The 15466-nt window shown below is 73.6% G+C and carries 16 protein-coding genes; 12 read left to right on the top strand and 4 right to left on the bottom strand.

The window, feature by feature from the left end; all coding sequences use genetic code 11:
- Positions 1–10: 10 nt before the first annotated feature.
- Positions 11–397 (bottom strand): hypothetical protein, encoded by a 387-nt coding sequence (locus tag EKO23_RS14580; RefSeq protein ID WP_134718537.1) that lies wholly within the window; start codon positions 395–397, stop codon positions 11–13.
- A gap of 80 nt (positions 398–477) precedes the next feature.
- Complete coding sequence (gene coaA, locus EKO23_RS14575; protein ID WP_217702635.1) at positions 478–1452, bottom strand: type I pantothenate kinase; 975 nt, start codon at positions 1450–1452, stop codon at positions 478–480.
- A 78-nt stretch (positions 1453–1530) separates the two neighbouring features.
- On the opposite strand from coaA, the gene glmS reads away from it, so the two are divergent.
- The 10 genes from glmS (at position 1531) to tsaD (ending at position 11628) form a co-directional block, all read left to right on the top strand.
- Complete coding sequence (glmS, locus tag EKO23_RS14570) at positions 1531–3375, top strand: glutamine--fructose-6-phosphate transaminase (isomerizing) (RefSeq protein ID WP_134718534.1); 1845 nt, start codon at positions 1531–1533, stop codon at positions 3373–3375.
- A gap of 10 nt (positions 3376–3385) precedes the next feature.
- Positions 3386–3736, top strand: coding sequence for a holo-ACP synthase (locus EKO23_RS14565; RefSeq protein ID WP_134718532.1), 351 nt, complete (start codon positions 3386–3388; stop codon positions 3734–3736).
- 14 nt (positions 3737–3750) lie between these two features.
- Positions 3751–4476, top strand: a complete 726-nt coding sequence (locus tag EKO23_RS14560) for a ZIP family metal transporter (RefSeq protein ID WP_167880486.1) — start codon at positions 3751–3753, stop codon at positions 4474–4476.
- A 178-nt stretch (positions 4477–4654) separates the two neighbouring features.
- Positions 4655–6034 (top strand): NAD(P)H-hydrate dehydratase, encoded by a 1380-nt coding sequence (locus EKO23_RS14555; RefSeq protein ID WP_134718529.1) that lies wholly within the window; start codon positions 4655–4657, stop codon positions 6032–6034.
- 122 nt (positions 6035–6156) lie between these two features.
- The gene (alr, locus tag EKO23_RS14550; protein ID WP_134718527.1) at positions 6157–7386 is read left to right on the top strand and encodes an alanine racemase; all 1230 of its coding nucleotides are present in this window, start codon (positions 6157–6159) and stop codon (positions 7384–7386) included.
- Entirely contained in the window at positions 7383–8477 is a 1095-nt protein-coding gene (locus tag EKO23_RS14545; protein WP_134718525.1) for an alpha/beta fold hydrolase, read from the top strand. The genes alr and EKO23_RS14545 overlap by 4 nt, the downstream gene beginning before the upstream one ends.
- On the top strand, positions 8474–9421 hold the full coding sequence (tsaE, locus tag EKO23_RS14540) for a tRNA (adenosine(37)-N6)-threonylcarbamoyltransferase complex ATPase subunit type 1 TsaE (protein WP_134718523.1): 948 nt from the start codon (positions 8474–8476) through the stop codon (positions 9419–9421). Before EKO23_RS14545 ends, tsaE begins: the two co-directional genes overlap by 4 nt.
- A 2-nt stretch (positions 9422–9423) precedes the next feature.
- Positions 9424–10062 carry a tRNA (adenosine(37)-N6)-threonylcarbamoyltransferase complex dimerization subunit type 1 TsaB gene (gene tsaB / locus EKO23_RS14535; protein WP_134718521.1) on the top strand — a complete coding sequence of 213 codons (639 nt, stop codon included), beginning with the start codon at positions 9424–9426 and terminating at the stop codon, positions 10060–10062.
- Positions 10059–10517, top strand: coding sequence for a ribosomal protein S18-alanine N-acetyltransferase (gene rimI, locus EKO23_RS14530; protein WP_246051097.1), 459 nt, complete (start codon positions 10059–10061; stop codon positions 10515–10517). Before tsaB ends, rimI begins: the two co-directional genes overlap by 4 nt.
- A gap of 67 nt (positions 10518–10584) precedes the next feature.
- Positions 10585–11628: a tRNA (adenosine(37)-N6)-threonylcarbamoyltransferase complex transferase subunit TsaD gene (gene tsaD / locus EKO23_RS14525; RefSeq protein ID WP_134718519.1), complete on the top strand. Its 1044-nt coding sequence runs from the start codon at positions 10585–10587 to the stop codon at positions 11626–11628.
- Between the two features lie 109 nt (positions 11629–11737).
- On the opposite strand, the gene EKO23_RS14520 is transcribed toward tsaD, so the two are convergent.
- Together EKO23_RS14520 and EKO23_RS14515 are read right to left on the bottom strand one after the other, a co-directional pair.
- On the bottom strand, positions 11738–13006 hold the full coding sequence (locus tag EKO23_RS14520) for a hypothetical protein (RefSeq protein WP_134718517.1): 1269 nt from the start codon (positions 13004–13006) through the stop codon (positions 11738–11740).
- The gene (locus EKO23_RS14515) at positions 13003–13563 is read right to left on the bottom strand and encodes a SigE family RNA polymerase sigma factor (protein WP_246051096.1); all 561 of its coding nucleotides are present in this window, start codon (positions 13561–13563) and stop codon (positions 13003–13005) included. The genes EKO23_RS14520 and EKO23_RS14515 overlap by 4 nt, the downstream gene beginning before the upstream one ends.
- A 105-nt stretch (positions 13564–13668) precedes the next feature.
- On the opposite strand from EKO23_RS14515, the gene EKO23_RS14510 reads away from it, so the two are divergent.
- Together EKO23_RS14510 and EKO23_RS14505 are read left to right on the top strand one after the other, a co-directional pair.
- Complete coding sequence (locus EKO23_RS14510; protein ID WP_134718515.1) at positions 13669–14820, top strand: S-(hydroxymethyl)mycothiol dehydrogenase; 1152 nt, start codon at positions 13669–13671, stop codon at positions 14818–14820.
- Complete coding sequence (locus EKO23_RS14505; RefSeq protein ID WP_134718512.1) at positions 14817–15422, top strand: MBL fold metallo-hydrolase; 606 nt, start codon at positions 14817–14819, stop codon at positions 15420–15422. The genes EKO23_RS14510 and EKO23_RS14505 overlap by 4 nt, the downstream gene beginning before the upstream one ends.
- Positions 15423–15466 lie beyond the last annotated feature (44 nt).

Below are 15466 nucleotides of genomic sequence, written 5' to 3'. Positions count from 1 at the left end.
GCCGTAAGACTCAGACGGGTGGTTGACCGGCCGCCTGGAGGAACGCCTCGATCAGGCGTGCCTGCTCCTCGCGCGGCCCGCCGGACAGCTTGAGGTGGTTGGCGCCGATCGTCATCTCCACGGTCCGCCCGTCGCCGCCAGCACGGGTGAGCCAGCGGCGTACGACCTCCACGACCGACGCGATCGAGCCGACCGTGCTGGCGACGGTCACCACCAGCGCCCCGGCCGCGGCGACGTCGAGGGCCCGGGTGCCGGGCGGCGCCTCGCCCTCGACCAGACGCGCGACGTCCTCGGCATCGGTGCCCAGCAGCTCCTCGCGCAGCTGCAGCGACAGCTCCTCGAGCCGCTCCGCGTCGGCGCCCGACTCGTCCACCGCGACCACGATGCTCTGCGTCATCCGCCACCTCCCTCACCGGACGGGCAGCACTCCCAGCGTGGTGGGTGGGGATGCCGAGCGCAATCCCGGTCAGGCGCCGGTCAGAGCTTGCGGAGACGGACGTAGCGGACCGAGTGGTCGCCGTCCTTGCGCAGCACGAGCGTGGCCCGGGAGCGTGTGGGCAGCACGTTCTGGGTGAGGTTCGGGCCGTTGATCGTGTCCCAGATGCGCTTCGCCTCGGACCGCGCCTCGTCCTCGGTGAGGGCGCCGTAGCGCGTGAAGTACGACGCGGGGTCGCGGAAGGCGGTCTCGCGCAGGCGCAGGAAGCGGTCGACGTACCAGCGCCGGATGTCGCTGGTGGCCGCGTCGACGTACACGCTGAAGTCGAAGAAGTCCGAGACCGCCAGCCCGGTGCGGCCGTCGTCGCGGACCCGGGCCGGCTGGAGCACGTTGAGGCCCTCGATGATCACGATGTCGGGGCTCTGAACGACCACCTTCTGGTCGGTGACGTCGTAGACCAGGTGGGAGTAGATCGGCGCCTCGACCTCGTCCCTGCCGGACTTGATGTCGATGACGAACCGGAGCAGCGCCTTGCGGTCGTAGGACTCCGGGAAGCCCTTGCGGTGCATGATCCCGCGTCGCTCCAGCTCGGCGTTGGGCAGCAGGAAGCCGTCGGTGGTGACCAGGGCGACCGACGGGTGCTCGGGCCAGTGCGCCAGCATCTGCTGGAGCACGCGGGCGGTGGTCGACTTGCCCACCGCCACCGAGCCGGCCAGCCCGATCACGAACGGCGTGCGCGGCGGGTAGGGGCGCTCGAGGAACTCCTCCTGCATCCGGTGCAGCCGGCCCGCGGACTCGACGTACATGCTGAGCAGCCGGGACAGCGGGAGGTAGACCTGCCGGATCTCGTCGAGGTCGAGCTGGTCGCCCAGGCCACGCAGCCGGACGATCTCCTCCGCGCTGAGCGGCTGCTCCGTCGAGTGGGCGAGGGCGGCCCAGGCGGCGCGGTCCAGCTCGACGTACGGCGAGGTGTCGCGGCTCTCGGACCCGTTCTCGCGTCCGGGGGAGGAGGACATGGGCGGCATTGTTGCAGCCGCCACAGGTGCCCGGGCGCGACCGGGGGTTCCCGAAGCCGGCCCGATATGCTCCCGACCATGTGCGGAATCGTCGGATACGTGGGTGAGAAGCAGGCGCAGGGCGTCGTGATCGAGGGACTCCGCAGGCTGGAGTACCGCGGCTACGACTCGGCCGGCATCGCCCTGATCGACGACGGCCGGATCGCCTCCGACAAGCGTGCCGGCAAGCTGGCGAACCTCGAGAAGGCGATCGAGGAGAGCCCGCTGCCGTCGTCCACCACCGGCATCGGGCACACCCGCTGGGCGACCCACGGTGCCCCCAACGACGCCAACGCCCACCCCCACCTCGGTGCGCGCGGCCGGGTCGCCCTGGTCCACAACGGGATCATCGAGAACTTCGCCCGGCTGCGGGCGCGGCTGGAGGCCGACGGGCACGACCTGGTCTCCGAGACCGACACCGAGGTGGCCGCCCACCTGCTCGAGCAGCAGCTCGAGGCCGGGGCCGACCTGACCACCGCGATGCAGGCCGTCTGCCGCGAGCTGGAGGGAGCGTTCACGCTGGTCGCGATGGACGCCCAGGACCCGTCCCGCGTGGTCGCCGCCCGTCGCAACTCCCCGCTCGTCGTCGGGCTCGGCGAGGGCGAGAACTTCCTCGGGTCCGACGTTGCCGCGTTCATCGAGCACACCCGCGACGCGCTGGAGCTCGGCCAGGACCAGGTGGTCACGATCACGCGCGAGGGCGTGGACGTCAGCGACTTCGACGGCAACCCGGCCGAGGGCACGTGTTACCACGTCGACTGGGACCTCTCGGCCGCCGAGAAGGACGGCTACGACTGGTTCATGCGCAAGGAGATCCACGAGCAGCCGCGGGCGGTCGCGGACGCCCTGCTCGGCCGGCACACCGAGTCCGGTGCCCTCAAGCTCGACGAGGTCCGGATCTCCGACGAGGACCTCCGCGAGATCGACAAGATCATCATCATCGCCTGCGGCACCTCCAACTACGCGGCGATGGTCGCGAAGTACGCCATCGAGCACTGGACCCGGATCGCGTGCGAGGTCGAGCTGTCCCACGAGTTCCGCTACCGCGACCCGATCCTGACCCGCAACACGCTGGTGGTCGCGATCAGCCAGTCCGGCGAGACCGCCGACACCCTGATGGCGATCCGCTATGCGCGCGAGCAGAAGTCCAAGGTGCTCGCGATCTGCAACACCAACGGCTCGACCATCCCGCGCGAGTCCGACGCGGTGATCTACACCCACGCCGGTCCGGAGATCGGCGTCGCGTCCACCAAGGGCTTCGTCACCCAGCTCATCGCCTGCTACCTGCTCGGGCTGTTCCTCGCGCAGGTGCGCGGCACCCGCTTCGGCGACGAGATCAGGGACGTGGTCGAGGAGCTCGCCAAGCTGCCCGGTCACCTGCAGCGGCAGCTCGACGAGTCCGCGAGCGTGCTCGACCTGGCAAAGACGCTCGCCGACGCCAAGTCGGTGCTGTTCCTGGGCCGGCACGCCGGCTTCCCGGTGGCGCTCGAGGGTGCGCTGAAGCTCAAGGAGCTGGCCTACATCCACGCCGAGGGCTTCGCGGCCGGTGAGCTCAAGCACGGACCGATCGCGCTGATCGAGCAGGACCTCCCGGTGTTCTGCGTGGTGCCTCCCCGGGGTCGCGACCAGCTGCACGACAAGATGGTCAGCGCGATCCAGGAGATCCGTGCCCGCGGCGCCCGCACCATCGTGCTGGCCGAGGAGGGCGACGACGACGTGGCGCCGTACGCCGACGTGCTGCTGCCGCTGCCCGTCGTACCCACGCTCCTCCAGCCCGTGGTCGCCGCGATCCCGCTGCAGCTGTTCGCCTGCGAGCTCGCGACGCTGATGGGCCACGACGTCGACCAGCCCCGCAACCTCGCCAAGTCCGTCACGGTCGAGTAGGCAGGCGCCTGTGATCGTCGGGGTCGGGATCGACGTCGTCGACGTCGACCGGTTCGTGGAGTCGCTCACCCGTACGCCGGGGCTCCGCGAGCGCCTGTTCACCCCGGCGGAGGCTGCGCTGCCGCCGGCCTCGCTCGCGGCACGCTTCGCTGCCAAGGAGGCGATCGCCAAGGCGCTCGGCGCGCCGGCCGGGCTGGCCTGGCACGACGCCGAGGTGGTCAAGGAGGACAGCGGCCGGCCCCGGTTCGTGCTGAGCGGCACCGTCGCCGCGTCCGCGGAGGCGCTCGGCGCACGCGACGTGCACCTGTCGCTGTCGCACGACGCGGGGATCGCCAGTGCCATCGTCGTGTTGGAGGGGTAGGGGAGGTGCCCTAGGTGCTCGAGGCGGCGTGGTGGGGCTTCGTCGGAGGCGCCGCGCTGCTGGTCGGCGCCGCGGCCGGGATCTGGCTGTCCGCGTCGAACCGGCTCATCGGGATCACGATGGGCTTCGGCGCCGGCGTCCTGATCAGCGCGGCGGCGTACGAGCTGACCGGCGACGCGTTCGACCTGGCCGGCGGGACCCCGGTCGTGCTGGGGCTGCTCGCCGGGGCCCTGACCTTCTTCGCGGGCGACTGGTGGATCGACCAGCGCGGCGGTCACCGGCGCAAGAGCCCGGTCGGCCCGCAGGCCGGGGCCACCGCGTCCGCGCTCGTGCTCGGCGCGCTGCTGGACGGCATCCCGGAGTCCGCGGCGATCGGCATCACCCTGGTCGAGGGCGGCTCGGTCGGGGTCGCGGTGGTGGCCGCGGTGTTCCTCTCCAACATTCCCGAGGCGCTGTCCGCGTCGGCCGGCATGCGCGCGGTCGGGCGGCCGGCGGGGCACATCATGGGCCTGTGGGCCGCGGTGACCGCGGCCTCGACGGCGGCCGCGGCGGTCGGGTACGCCGCCCTCGGCGACGCCCGGCCCGAGGTGGTGGCCGCGACCCAGGCGTTCGCGGCCGGCGCGATCCTGACCATGCTCGCGGACACGATGCTGCCCGAGGCGGTCGAGCATGCCGGCCGGCTGGTCGGGCTGGTGACCGTGCTCGGCTTCGCGTGCGCGTTCCTGCTGTCGATGGCCTGACCCGGGCACGGCTCCCACGTCGGTGCGCCTGCTGCGCGGACTTTCGCATCCGATCTGGCGGCGTTGTCGGCGACTCGTCGGGACTCCGTCCCGCCTTCGCACCTCCGCCTTGCCAGATGCGGCGCGAAATCCCGCTCGCGACGGCGCCGACGTGGGAGACGCGCCCTATCTTGAGGCCATGCGCAGCGCACACACCGTCGAGCAGGTCCGGGCCGCCGAGCAGGCCCTGATGGCGCAGCTGCCGGACGGCACGCTGATGGCACGGGCCGCGGCCGGGCTGGCCGCGGCGGTCGTCGACCTGCTCGGCGGTGCCTACGGCCGCCGGGTCCTCCTCCTGGTCGGGTCCGGCGACAACGGCGGCGACGCGCTGTACGCCGGAACGCTGCTCGCCCGCCGCGGCAGCGCGGTCGAGGTGGTCCCGCTGGGGTCGACGGTGCACGAGGCCGGGCTGGCGGCACTGCGGGCGGTCGGCGGACGCGTGGTCGCGACCGGCGAGGCCGCGCGCCCTGACGTGGTCGTGGACGGGATCGTCGGGATCGGCGGCCGGCCCGGGCTGCGCGACGACGCCGCGGCGGAGCTGGCCCGGCACGAGGGGGTCCCGGTGGTCGCGGTGGACGTGCCGTCCGGAGTGTCGGTCGACGACGGGCGGGTGGACGGGCCGCACGTGCGGGCCGACGTGACCGTCACCTTCGGCACCCACAAGGTCGCGCACCTGGTCGATCCGGCCGCCACTGCCTGCGGAGCGGTGCTGCTGGTCGACATCGGGCTCGAGCTGCCGACGGCGCCGGTCACCGCGCTCCAGCCGGACGACGTGGCGGCGCTGCTGCCGCGACCGCGCGGCGCGGACCACAAGTACACCCGCGGCGTGGTCGGGATCCGCACCGGCACCGCGTACCCCGGCGCCGGGCTGCTCTCCGTCGCCGGAGCGGCGACCGGCCTGGTCGGGATGGTGCGGTACGCCGGCCCGGACGCGGTCTTCGAGCAGGTCCGGCTGGTGCACCCCGAGGTCGTGGCGGCCACCGGCCGGGTGCAGGCCTGGGTGGTCGGGTCGGGCGGGGGCGAGGCGGCCGGTGCCGACCTCGCGTCCGCGCTCCGCGACGACATACCGGTGGTGGTGGACGCCGACGCCCTCGCCCACCTGCCCGCCGAGCCGCCGGTCCCGCTGGTGCTGACCCCGCACGCGGGCGAGCTGGCCCGGATGCTCGGGGTCGAGCGTGACGAGGTCGAGGCGCGGCAGCTCGAGCACGCGCGGGCCGCCGCCGAGCGCTGGAACGCGGTCTGCCTGCTCAAGGGCCGGCACACGCTGGTCGCGGCGCCGGGCGGCGACGTGCGGGTGACCACGACCGGCGTGCCCTGGCTGGCTACCGCCGGGGCCGGTGACGTGCTGGCCGGGCTGGTCGGCGCGCTGCTGGCGGCCGGGCTCGCGCCGTACGACGCGGCGTCGGTGGGCTCCTGGCTGCACGGCGCCGCCGCGACGTACGCCTCGGACGGCGGGCGGGCCCCGATCACCGCCCTCGACGTCGCCCGCTCCGTCCCCGCCGTCATCCGCACCCTCTGACCGCCGAAGTGCCCCGTATCGCGCGCCGAGGTGCCCGGAATCGATGTCCGAAGTGCCCCGACTTGCGCCGTCCTGCGGCACGCCCCCGCACCCCGGCGGCCGGACCTGAAAGAATCGGCGGCATGAGTCCGGAGCCGGCACGCGCCGAGATCGTGGTCGACGTGGCCGCGATCCGGCACAACGTACGCCGGCTCCGCGAGGTCGTCGCGACCCCCGCGACCCCGGACGACAGGACCGGGCACCTCGGCCGTCAAGACGGGGCACCCGGGCCGTCAAGAGCAGGCACCTCGGCGTTGATGATGACGGTGGTGAAGGCGGACGGGTACGGCCACGGGATGCTCGCCTCGGCGCGCGCGGCCCGGGAGGCGGGGGCCGACTGGCTCGGCGTGGCCACCATCGACGAGGCGCTGACGCTGCGCGCCGCCGGCGACTCCGGCCCGGTCCTGTGCTGGCTCGGCGTCCCGGGCGAGGACTACGGCGCGGCCGTCGAGCTCGGCGTCGACGTCACGGCGTACTCCCTGGCCGAGCTCGCCGAGATCGAGCACGCCGCCCACCACCTCAGGGTCACCGCCCGGGTCCAGCTCAAGGTCGACACGGGGCTCTCCCGCGGCGGCTGCGCGATCGCGGACTGGCCCACCCTGGCCGGGGCGGCGCGGCAGGCCGAGGAGACCGGTGACGTCCGGATCACCGGCATCTGGTCCCACTTCGCGTGCAGCGACGAGCCCGAGCACCCGGCGAACGACGAGCAGGAGGCGGTCTTCCGTGAGGCACTGGTGGTGGCCGAGGAGGCCGGCCTCGACCCGGAGGTCCGCCACCTCGCCAACAGCGCCGCGGCGATCCTGCGGCCGAGCTCGCGCTTCGACCTGGTCCGCTGCGGCATCGCCAGCTACGGCCTCGACCCGGCGCCCGGGCAGCCCGGCACCGCCGAGGTCGGACTGCTGCCCGCGATGACGGTGCGCGCCCGGCTGGCGATGGTGAAGCGGCTGACCGCCGGCGCCAGCGTGTCCTACGGCCACAGCTGGACCACCGACCGCGACACCACCGTCGCCCTCGTGCCCGCCGGGTACGGCGAGGGGGTGCCGCGGATCGCCGGCAACCGCGCCGAGGTCGGCATCGGAGGCAAGCGGCGCCCGATCCGCGGCGTGGTCTGCATGGACCAGTTCGTCGTCGAGCTCGGCGACGATACTGCCGAGCCCGGCGACGAGGTGGTGCTGTTCGGGACCGGCCTCGACGGCTCCCCGACCGCCACCGACTGGGCGCGTGCCGTCGGCACCATCAACTACGAGATCGTGACCCGCATCGGGGGCCGCTTCACCCGCCGCACCGTCGACTCCGAGGAGAGCCCCGAGTGAGCCTGCGCCGCCGCGTCCTGACGTACGCCGCCGGGGCCGCCGGGCTGGCGGCCGCCGGTGCCGCGGTCGGAGTGGCCCGGCGGCGCCGCGTGATCGCCCAGCGCGGCCAGGGCGAGGCGACCAGGCTCGGGTCGCTCCGGTCGGAGCCTCGCACCGTGATCGCGGAGGACGGGGTGCCGCTGCACGTCGAGGTCGACGAGTACCACCCCGAGGGCGGCGCGCGGCGCCGCGCCCGCGACGACGCCGCCCGGATGACCGTCGTGTTCGTGCACGGCTACGCGCTCAACCTCGACTGCTGGCACTTCCAGCGGGCCGGCTACCGCGGCCTGGTCCGCACCGTGTTCTACGACCAGCGCTCGCACGGCCGCAGCGGCCGCTCCCGCCCCGGGCACGCGACCATCGACCAGCTCGGCCACGACCTGCGCCAGGTCATCGAGCAGGTGGCCCCGGACGGGCGGATCGTCCTGGTCGGGCACTCCATGGGCGGGATGTCCGTGATCGCGCTGGCCGAGCAGCACCCCGAGCTGTTCGGCGACCGGATCACCGGGGTCGCTCTCATCTCCACGACCGCCGGCGGACTGCACCCGCACCGGATGCTGGTGCCGCTGCTCCCGGAGACCTTCGGCGGCGACGTCGCCCAGCGCGTGGTCGCCGCGCTGGCCCGCACCGGCCGGGTGGTCGACGGCCTGAGACGGGTGAGCAAGGACGTCGCGACCGTCGCCACCGACATGTTCGCGTTCGGCGACGAGGTGCCCGCGGACTACGTGCAGTTCGTCGACGACATGCTGTCCTCGACGAAGTTCGAGGTGATCGCGGAGTTCTTCCCGAACTTCGAGTCCCTCGACAAGTTCGCCACTGTCAGCGCGCTCGAGCGGATCCCGACCACGATCATCTGTGGCACCCGCGACAAGGTCACCGCGATCGGTCACAGCCGCAAGCTGCACGCGATGATCCCGGGCTCCCAGCTCGTCGAGTGCGAGGGCGCCGGCCACATGGTGATCCTCGAGCGCCACGAACAGGTCAACGCCGCGCTCGACCAGCTCATCGCGGCCGCCGCGGCGCACGTCCCGGAGGAGGAGGACGAGTGGTGAGCGTCGAGGTCCGCGTAGTCGACGCGACGGCGGCGCGCCAGGTGCTGTCGGTGATCCAGGAGGCGTTCGGGGCCCGGCCCGTGCTCGACCCGCCGGCCGACGCGCTGTCGGAGGACGAGCCGTCGGTCGCCGCCGAGCTCGCGGCGTACGGCGGGTTGCTGGCGTCCCTCGACGGCCGCCCGGTCGGCGCGCTGCTCTTCGACGACTCCGGCCCCGGCCTGATGCTGCGCCGGTTCGGAGTCGTGCCCGACGCGCAGGGCCACGGGGTCGCGTCGCGGCTGGTCGCCGTCGCCGAGGAGTACGCCGCGGCGCGCGGCGCCGAGGGCGTGCGGGTGAAGGCCCGGGTCGAGCTCCCGGAGTCGATCGAGTTCTGGAAGCACCACGGGTACGTCCCGTCCGGCCGGGTCGGCGTGACCGAGCGGCTGGCCAAGGTGTTCCCGCGCACGGTCGCGCTGCCGACCGCCGAGGACGCCCGGGCGTTCGGCGTGGGCCTGGCCGCGCTGCTGCGCCGCGGCGACCTGCTGATCCTCTCCGGCGACCTCGGCGCCGGGAAGACCACGATGACCAAGGGCATCGGGGAGGGCCTCGGCGTGCGCGGGGAGATCACCTCGCCGACGTTCGTGATCGCGCGGGTGCATCCGTCCCTGGCCGCCGGCCCGCCGCTGGTCCATGTCGACGCCTACCGCCTCGGCGGCATCGACGAGCTGGACGACCTCGACCTCGACACCTCGCTGACCGACGCGGTCACCGTCGTGGAGTGGGGCGAGGGGGTCGCCGAGGGCCTCGCCGACGAGCGCCTCGAGCTGCGGCTGCACCGGGCCGTGGGGGACGACGAGACCGGCGAGGACCACGACCCCCGGACCGTCGAGATCGAGCCGGTCGGGCTGCGCTGGCTCGACGCGGGCCTCGACCGGCTGGTCGCCGCGACGGTCGCTAGCCTCTAGTCGTGCTGCTCGCCCTCGACACCTCCTCGCCGCAGGTCGCCGTCGCCCTCGCCGACGGGGACGACGTCGTCGCGGACCTGCGCTCGGAGCAGACCATGAAGCACGGCGAGCAGCTCGCCCCGCTGATCGCCCGCGTGCTGGACGAGGCCGGCGCCTCCCGCACCGACCTCACGGCGGTCGCCGTCGGCGCCGGTCCCGGCCCGTTCACCGGGCTCCGGGTCGGGCTGGTCACCGCCCGCACCCTCGGCCTGGTGCTCGGCATCCCGGTCCACGGGGTCTGCTCGCTGGACGTGCTGGCCGCCGAGGCGGTCGCCACGGACGCGGTCTCCACCGCCTTCCTGGTCGCCACCGACGCACGGCGCAAGGAGGTCTACTGGGCGACGTACGACGCCACCGGGCGTCGTACCTCCGGCCCGGCCGTCGACCGCCCCGGCGAGATCGAGACCGAGCACCCGGTGGTGGGCGAGGGGGCGCACCTCTACCCGATGACGTTCCCGTCCGCGACCGGCCCGGTCCGCCCGTCCGCCGGCTGGCTGGCCCGGGTGGTCGCCCGCGGCCTGGCCGAGGTGGTCGCGCCGGAGCCGCTCTACCTCCGCCGCCCCGACGCGATGGCGCCGCACCCGCCGAAGGCTGTGTCGTGACCAGCGCGATCCTCCGCCCGGCCGTGCCCGACGACGTACCCGCCCTGGTCGCCCTCGACGCCGCCCTGTTCGGTCGGGACGCGTGGGGCGAGGCGGCGCTGCACGAGGAGCTCACCGGCCCCGGCCGCCGCTCGGTGGTGGCCGACGCCGAGGGGGGCGTGGTCGGCTACGCGGTCACGATGCTGGCCGGCGACGTCGTCGACCTGCAGCGGATCGCGGTCGCCCCGGACCACCGGCGGGCCGGGCTCGGGGGCCGTCTGCTCGAGCACCTCGTGGTGTCCGCGCGCGCCGACGGCGCCGACCGGATGCTGCTCGAGGTGAGCGCCGCGAACAAGCGCGCTCTCGGGTTCTACGCGGCGGAGGGCTTCACGCGCATCGACGTGCGCCGGCGCTACTACCGCGACGGCTCCGACGCCCTGGTCCTCGCCCGCCCCCTCCTGGAGGCCGCGTCATGAATCACCCCACGAGATTCCCGGCTCCCCCCGCTTCGCTCCTCCCGCCGACAATCATGTGGGGGCCCCGATGAACGAGCCCCTGGTCCTCGGCATCGAGACCTCCTGCGACGAGACCGGCGTCGGCATCGTCCGCGGCCACACGCTGCTCGCGGACGCGGTCGCCAGCAGCGTCGACGAGCACGCCCGGTTCGGTGGCGTGGTTCCCGAGGTCGCCTCGCGTGCCCACCTCGAGGCGATGGTGCCGACCATCGAGCGCGCCTGCGAGACCGCCGGCGTACGCCTCGACGACGTCGACGCGATCGCCGTCACCAGCGGTCCCGGCCTGGCCGGCGCCCTGCTGGTCGGGGTCGCCGCCGCGAAGGCGCTGGCGCTCGGCCTGGGCAAGCCGATCTACGGCGTCAACCACCTCGCCGCCCACGTCGCGGTCGACCAGCTCGAGCACGGCCCGCTCCCCGAGCCCTGCCTGGCCATGCTGGTCAGCGGCGGCCACTCCTCGCTCCTCGAGGTCGACGACGTGACCGTCGGCGTCGAGCCGCTCGGTGCCACCATCGACGACGCCGCCGGCGAGGCCTTCGACAAGGTCGCCCGGCTCCTCGGCCTGCCGTTCCCCGGCGGCCCGCACATCGACCGCGCCGCCACGTCCGGCTCCAGCGTGTACGTCGACTTCCCGCGCGGGCTGACCTCGCGCAAGGACCTCGAGCGGCATCGCTTCGACTTCTCGTTCTCCGGCCTCAAGACTGCCGTCGCGCGCTGGGTCGAGGCGCGCGAGCGGGCGGGGGAGCCGGTGCCCGTCGCGGACGTGGCCGCCTCCTTCCAGGAGGCCGTGTGTGACGTGCTGGTCCGCAAGGCCCTCGACGCTGCCACCACCCGCGGGATCGAGGACATCCTCATCGGCGGCGGGGTCGCGGCGAACTCCCGGCTCCGGGCGATGGCGACCGAACGGGCCGCCGACCTCGGCATCCGGGTGCGGGTGCCCCGGCCGGGCCTGTGCACGGACAACGGCGCGATGGTCGCCGCGCTCGGCGCGGAGCTGGTGGCGCGCGGTCGGACGCCCTCGGCCCTGGACCTTCCCGCCGACTCCTCGCAGCCGATCACCACCGTCGTCGCCTGAGTCCGCGGACGTCATGCGCCCCGGCTGCCCGGGCGACCCGTTCGCCTGACGTCGCGCAGACGCCCCGGCTGCCGAGGGCAACCGGGGCGCCGTAGGCCGTGCGGTGGAGTCAGTCCAGGAAGACCCAGGGCTGGACCTCGCCGCCGGAGGTGTTGTCGTGGTCGAGGACCCGCTCGACGCTGCCGTCGAGCCCGACCCGCCACAGGTTGTACGACGGGATGCCGTCGGCGCTCGACCCCTCGGTCTTCACGACCAGGTGGGCGTCGTCCTCCCACGCCGTGTCCACGATCGACCCCGCCGGGCGCCGGGTCTCGGCGCCCTCGACCTCGAACCGCATCCTCACCTCGCCGGTCCGCGCGTCCAGCACCACCATCGAGCGCGGCCCGGCGCCGTCGGCGTCCTGGTGGTAGCCGACGATCGTGGACTCGTCCGGGGAGAAGCCGGAGCCGGCGTACTCGAAGACGTAGTCGCAGGTCTTCCACAGCTGCTTTCCCGCCCGCAGGTCGTAGACCGCGCTGCAAGCCGGGGCGCCCGGGTCGCCGCTCATCGGGGAGACCTGGCCGGCCACGAGACCCTCCGGCGACACCGCACGGACGGCGCTGAAGCCGCCGGGGACGACGTCGACGATGCCGTGCGAGTCCGCGGCCTCCGGCTTGCCCTCGCCGAAGCGGTTGAAGAACACCTGGCAGCCGCCCTCGTCCTCCAGGCACGAGCCGCTGCCGAGGATCTCGACCGCCTGGCCCCCGTCGTTGCCCGCGTCGTTCAGCCGCACGGTGCGGCCCTGGAAGCGGGTCAGGATCGCGCCGGACGGGGTGATCCACGCGCCGACCGTGTGGTCGGCGGAGCTGACCGCCTCGGCCATGGTCTCGGAGGTGTCGACCACCGTGCCCTCGGCGTCGAGGACGTCGACGAAGGTGCCGGGGTCGCCCGCGCGGACGGCGAGCAGCTCGTCCCCGACCCGCGCGACGTAGTGGTACGACGCGTCCAGCGGGATCCGGTTGCCGCTCGAGGTGACCAGGGTCTCGCCGTCGACGTACTCCATCGTCGGGTCCGCACCCTGCGGCGCGTCGCCCTTCAGCACGACCGTGCCGCCCGGCTCGATGGTGACGTCCTGGGTGGGGTTCGGGCTGTTGGTCGCGGGGACCTGCCCCTTGTCGGAGGCGTCCGGGAACAGGTTGCCGGCCGCCATGAACGACGGGACCGCGATGGCGACCACCGCCGCCACGGCCGCGCCGGCCGCGAGGCTGCGGCGCCGGCGGATCCGGCCCGCCTGCCGCTTCACGTCGCCGAGGCCGATGGGCTGGCCCTCCACGGTCGCGCCGCGCTGGTGCAGCTCGCGGGTCAGCTGGTCGGTCAGGTTGTCCTGGGGGTTGCTCATCGCTCCTCCTCCCCGCTCATCTCGAGGTGTCGTGCGGCGTCCTGCCGCAGGGTGGCCAGCGCGCGGCTGGCCTGGGACTTCACGGTCCCGACGCTGATGCCGAGCACCTCGGCGGTCTCGGCCTCGCTCAGCTCCTCGTAGTACCGGAGCACGATCACCGCCCGCTGCTTGCGCGGGAGGGTCTGCACGTGGTCCCAGAGCGCCGAGCTCTGCCCCTCGTCGTACCGGTCGCGCACGCCGCGCTGCTCGGGGACCTGGTCGCTGGTGACCTCGCGCTTCTTCCACGCGCGGCGCCAGATCGAGTTGTTCTCGTTGACCAGGATCCGCCGGGCGTAGCCGTCGACGACCTCCCGCTTCCTCACCTTGTCCCACGAGAGGTAGACCTTGGCCAGCGTGGTCTGCACGAGGTCCTCGGCGCTGTGGTGGTCGCCGGTGAGGAGGTACGCCGTGCGGAGCAGCGCAGGCTGCCGGGCCGTCATCCACGCACTGAACTCGGCGTCCTTCGCCGACGTGCCGTCACGCGTCATCACAGCCCCCGGGTGCGTCGTGGTGTGCATCCGCCTCACCATCCTTCCGCACCCAAGACGCGAAAGCGTGGAGCCGGGTTGCATTCCGGCCGGTCTGCTTGGATGACGACAACCACGACCCGTGAGGAGACGTCGATGCAGCAGGTCCGTGCAGTGGTGGCGAAGGCCAAGGGAGCGCCCGTGGAGGTGGTCACGATCAACGTGCCCGACCCCGGTCCGGGCGAGGCCGTCGTCCGGGTCCAGGCCTGCGGCGTGTGCCACACCGACCTGCACTACCGCGAGGGCGGGATCAACGACGACTTCCCGTTCCTGCTCGGTCACGAGGCGGCCGGGATCGTGGAGTCGGTCGGCCCGGACGTCACCGAGGTGGCGCCGGGCGACTTCGTGGTCCTCAACTGGCGGGCCGTGTGCGGGGAGTGCCGGGCCTGCCGGCGGGGCGACCTGCACTACTGCTTCAACACCCACAACGCGACGCAGAAGATGACCCTGGAGGACGGTACGCAGCTGTCGCCGGCGCTGGGGATCGGGGCGTTCGCGGAGAAGACGCTGGTCGCCGCCGGCCAGTGCACGAAGGTCGACGCCGAGGCCCGCCCGGCCGCGGTCGGGCTGCTGGGCTGCGGGGTGATGGCCGGCATCGGGGCCGCCATCAACACCGGCGCGGTGACCCGCGGGACGTCCGTGGCGGTCATCGGCTGCGGCGGCGTGGGGGTGGCGGCGGTGGCCGGCTCGGCGCTGGCCGGGGCGAGCCCGATCATCGCGGTCGACATCGACGCGAAGAAGCTCGTGACCGCGCGCCGGATGGGTGCCACCCACGTCGTGGACTCCTCGGCGACCGACCCGGTGGCGGAGATCAAGCGGATCTGCGCGGAGACGTACGCCGGCGCGGACGGTGCCGACGTGGTCATCGAGGCGGTCGGCCGCCCGGAGACCTGGAAGCAGGGCTTCTACGCCCGCGACCTGGCCGGGGTGCTGGTACTGGTCGGGGTGCCGACCCCGGACATGAAGCTGCCGGACCTGCCGCTGATCGACGTGTTCGGTCGCGGCGGCGCACTGAAGTCCAGCTGGTACGGCGACTGCCTGCCCACCCGCGACTTCCCGATGCTGGTCGACCTCTACCGCCAGGGCCGGCTGGACCTGGACACGTTCGTCTCCGAGGAGGTCGGCCTCGAGGACGTGGAGGCGGCGTTCGAGAAGATGCACCACGGCGACGTGCTCCGCAGCGTGGTGATCCTGACACCCCACGACGCCACTCGCTCCGCGCGCGCCGACGCGGGGACCCCGGCATGACGGCACGGGTCGACCATGCCGTGGTGAGCGGCACGTTCAGCCTCGACGGCGAGACCTTCGACGTCGACAACAACATCTGGGTGGTCGGCGACGACGCCGAGTGCGTGGTGATCGACGCCCCGCACGACGTCGACGCGATCCTGGCGGTGGTGGGGGACCGGACCGTGAAGGCGATCCTGTGCACCCACGCCCACGATGACCACGTCCGGGTCGCGCCGGCGCTGCGTGCCGCCGTACGCGCGCCGATCCTGCTGCACCCCGACGACCGGCCGCTGTGGGAGCTCACGCACACCGACGAGCTGTGGGACGTCGACCTCGCCGACGGCCAGGAGATCACGGTCGGCGGCACCACCCTGGTCGCGCTGCACACCCCCGGCCACGCTCCCGGCGCGGTCTGCTTCCACGCCCCCGACCTCGGCTGCGTGTTCACCGGCGACACCCTCTTCCAGGGCGGCCCCGGCGCGACCGGCCGGTCGTTCAGCGACGCCGACCAGATCCGCGACTCCATCCGGGCCCGGCTGCTCACCCTCCCCGACGACACCGTCGTCCACACCGGTCACGGCGACGACACCACGATCGCCGCCGAGCGCCCCGGGATCTGACCGCCCGCTCAGCTGTAACGCGGTGTTCTTGTCACTTCGCACGC

This window comes from Nocardioides guangzhouensis, from assembly GCF_004519545.1.
GTDB classification, from domain to species: Bacteria; Actinomycetota; Actinomycetes; order Propionibacteriales; family Nocardioidaceae; genus Nocardioides; species Nocardioides guangzhouensis.
The sequence above is the reverse complement of the archived record's forward strand: the minus strand, read 5'-3'. Positions and strand labels throughout refer to the sequence as shown.

Bases quoted from the DNA above. Each gene is read 5' to 3' on its own strand.
- alr (WP_134718527.1), top strand. From the start codon at position 6,157: ATGAGTCCGGAGCCGGCACGCGCCGAGATCGTGGTCGACGTGGCCGCG.
- EKO23_RS14510 (WP_134718515.1), top strand. From the start codon at position 13,669: ATGCAGCAGGTCCGTGCAGTGGTGGCGAAGGCCAAGGGAGCGCCCGTG.
- EKO23_RS14520 (WP_134718517.1), bottom strand. From the start codon at position 13,006: ATGAGCAACCCCCAGGACAACCTGACCGACCAGCTGACCCGCGAGCTG.
- EKO23_RS14555 (WP_134718529.1), top strand. From the start codon at position 4,655: ATGCGCAGCGCACACACCGTCGAGCAGGTCCGGGCCGCCGAGCAGGCC.
- tsaD (WP_134718519.1), top strand. From the start codon at position 10,585: ATGAACGAGCCCCTGGTCCTCGGCATCGAGACCTCCTGCGACGAGACC.
- EKO23_RS14515 (WP_246051096.1), bottom strand. From the start codon at position 13,563: ATGCACACCACGACGCACCCGGGGGCTGTGATGACGCGTGACGGCACG.
- coaA (WP_217702635.1), bottom strand. From the start codon at position 1,452: ATGTCCTCCTCCCCCGGACGCGAGAACGGGTCCGAGAGCCGCGACACC.
- EKO23_RS14505 (WP_134718512.1), top strand. From the start codon at position 14,817: ATGACGGCACGGGTCGACCATGCCGTGGTGAGCGGCACGTTCAGCCTC.
- glmS (WP_134718534.1), top strand. From the start codon at position 1,531: ATGTGCGGAATCGTCGGATACGTGGGTGAGAAGCAGGCGCAGGGCGTC.
- EKO23_RS14580 (WP_134718537.1), bottom strand. From the start codon at position 397: ATGACGCAGAGCATCGTGGTCGCGGTGGACGAGTCGGGCGCCGACGCG.